The sequence below is a fragment of the Hymenobacter sp. genome (assembly GCF_035709525.1).
Lineage (GTDB): Bacteria > Bacteroidota > Bacteroidia > Cytophagales > Hymenobacteraceae > Hymenobacter.
Genome location: NZ_DASTEP010000168.1, coordinates 1 through 2,691, shown reverse-complemented (window position 1 = coordinate 2,691; position 2,691 = coordinate 1). Strand labels below are relative to the sequence as shown.

Sequence of the window (2,691 nt, the reverse complement as noted above, 5' to 3'; positions counted from 1 at the left end):
CAGCCGGCAGCCCGCACCCTACGAAATGAGCGTGAGGCGGCGCAGTAGCTCATCGCGGTAGGTGCGGCCCAGCGGGGCTTCCATGGTACCCGGCAGCCGGATGACGCTCAGGAGCGGGTCCACGTACTCGATATAATCCAGGTTGACCAGCCACGACCGATGCACCTGCGCAAAGGTGTCGGGCAAGCTCAGCAGCAGCTCAGCCAGCGGCGTGCGCACCGAGTAGCGCTTGCCCGACACCAGCGTGATAACGGCGTGCTTCTGCTCGGTGTGCACGCACATCACGTCGGCCGCGCCGAGGCGCATCAGCACGTCGCGCTCGCGCACAAACAGCCACGGCGACACCGCCGGCTCGGGCGCGGCGGCCGGGGCCGGGCTGGCCTGCCAGTCGAGCGGCGTGCGGGCCTGGCCATAAATAGCCAGCTCCACCATGCGCCGTAAGCTGGTGATGGTGAAAGGCTTGGGTAGAATAGCTAGTGGCTGCAAGGCCCGCGCCCGCGCCAGCAGCACGGTGTCGTCGGTGGCCGAAACGAAAATGAGCGGCAGCGGACCTTGCTGCCGCAGCTCCTGCGCCAGGGCCACGCCATCGTGGCCAGCGGCCAGGCCTAGGTCGATAATCGCCAAGGCGGGCCAGGTGATAGCGCAGAGGGCCAGGGCTTCGGCAGCCGAGGCGGCCGGCCCCACCAGCGGCAGACCTAGCTGTAGCAGGCAAGTGCTTAGTAGCTTAGCCTGCGTAGGGCTGTCTTCTACCACCAGCACACTCGGAGTGAATTTGCTCATGCGTCACGTAGGATTGCTGTAGTTATTATTAATAAAATAACGGAATAATTATACTAAAAAGCGCTCTATCGCCTCAATACCTAAAGATACACCAGTAAAATGAAAAAAGCTCCATTCCCGGTCGGGAATGGAGCTTTTGGCAGGCGCTGGGCGCCGGGAAATTACTTGGGGTCTTTGGCGTCGGCCGAGTCACCTACGGCTTCGCCTACTTTGTTAGCCGAGTCGCGAACGGCATCAGCTTTCTCTTCCATAGCGTCAGCTTTAGCTTCGCCAGCTTCTTTGATGGCGGTGCCTTGAGCCTCAGCGGCATCTTCTTTCTTGCTGTCGCACGAAGCGAGCGAAAGCGACATAGCAGCTACGGCGAGGAACAGTACTTTTTTCATGGTAAAGGGGAAATGGGTTTTGAAGATTTCCGGCCCTTAATGCCACGCAACTGCCGAGGTAACCCGCCCGTAGCAAAATAATTTTATTTTTTTCGGAAAGCCAGCCCAATCGGCACGCCGGTGAAGTCGAAATGCTCGCGCATCCGATTCTCCAGGTAGCGGGCGTAGGAATCGGGGATGTACTGCGGCAGGTTGCAGAAGAAGGCAAACACCGGGTTGTGCGTGGGCAGCTGGGTGGCGTACTTGATGCGCACCATTTTGCCCTTCTGAATGGGCGGCGGATACTTCTCAATCTCTTTCAGCATAACGTCGTTGAGCTGCGAGGTCGGGATTTTGCGGCGCTTGTTCGAGTACACTTCCATAATGACTTCCAGCGCCTTGTGCACCCGCTGCTTGTTCAGCACCGAGATAAACACGACGGGCGGGTAGGCAATGGGCGCAATCTTTTCCTTGATTTTGGCTTCAAAATCGCGGGCTGTATTCGTCTCCTTGCCCTCAATCAAGTCCCACTTATTCACCAGAATAACAATGCCCTTGCGGTTTTTGTCGGCCAGCGCGATGATGGCCACGTCCTGCGCCTCAATGCCGCGGCTGGCGTCAAGAAGCACCACGCACACGTCAGCGGCTTCCATGGCGCGCAGCGAGCGCATGTTGGAGTAGAATTCGATGTCCTCGCTCACCCGCGCTTTGCGGCGCAGGCCGGCCGTGTCCACCAGCATAAACTCGTGGCCGAAAGCCGAATACTTGGCCTCAATCGAGTCGCGGGTAGTGCCGGCGATGTCGGTCACGATGCTGCGGTCTTCGCCCAGCAACAAATTGACAAACGACGACTTACCCACGTTGGGGCGGCCGATGATGGCGATGCGCGGCAGGTCGGAGTGCGGCTCTTCCTCGCCTACTTCGTCGAAGTTGCTCACGATGGCGTCGAGCAATTCGCCGGTGCCCGAGCCATTGGCCGAGCTGATGGCGAATATTTCCGTTTCGCCCAAACCCAGGGCGTAAAACTCACCCGAGCCGTGCGCCCGCAGGTTGGTATCGGCCTTGTTAGCAACGAGATAGATGGGCTTTTTGCCGATGTAGCGGCGCAGCACCTGGGCAAATTCTTCATCCAGCCCGTGCAGGCCGGCTTCAGCATCGACCATGAACAGGATTACGTCGGCCTCGTCGATGGCCAGCTTCACCTGCCGGTTGATTTCGCTCTCAAAAATATCGTCCGAGTTGTAGACGTAGCCGCCCGTGTCAATCACGGTGAAGTTGTGGCCCGTCCAGTCGCCGTAGCCGTAGTGGCGGTCGCGGGTTACCCCGCTTTGGTTGTCCATGATGGCCTGGCGGCGGCCCACCAAGCGGTTGAACAGGGTGGACTTGCCCACGTTGGGGCGGCCCACTATTGCAATGGTATTCATGTAGTTGGCTCCAGCCGCCGGCCCGACCAATGGCGCGGCAGTACCCGGAGTAGTTAAGGTTGAAATGGTCGAAATTCTAATTGCAAAAGGCGCGCTGGCCGCCGTTTAGCGCGCAGCGCGTAACG

General features: G+C 59.3%; 3 protein-coding genes. All 3 read right to left on the bottom strand.

The window, feature by feature from the left end:
* Positions 1 to 18 precede the first annotated feature (18 nt).
* The 3 genes from VFO93_RS14355 to der all read right to left on the bottom strand — a co-directional run bounded on the left by VFO93_RS14355 (position 19) and on the right by der (position 2,566).
* Entirely contained in the window at positions 19 to 780 is a 762-nt protein-coding gene (locus VFO93_RS14355) for a response regulator transcription factor (RefSeq protein ID WP_325135076.1), read from the bottom strand.
* 161 nt (positions 781 to 941) lie between these two features.
* A complete protein-coding gene (locus VFO93_RS14350; RefSeq protein WP_325135075.1) occupies positions 942 to 1,163 on the bottom strand; it encodes a hypothetical protein in 222 nt (73 codons plus the stop codon).
* 83 nt (positions 1,164 to 1,246) lie between these two features.
* Positions 1,247 to 2,566 carry a ribosome biogenesis GTPase Der gene (der, locus tag VFO93_RS14345; protein ID WP_325135074.1) on the bottom strand — a complete coding sequence of 440 codons (1,320 nt, stop codon included), beginning with the start codon at positions 2,564 to 2,566 and terminating at the stop codon, positions 1,247 to 1,249.
* Positions 2,567 to 2,691: the final 125 nt, after the last annotated feature.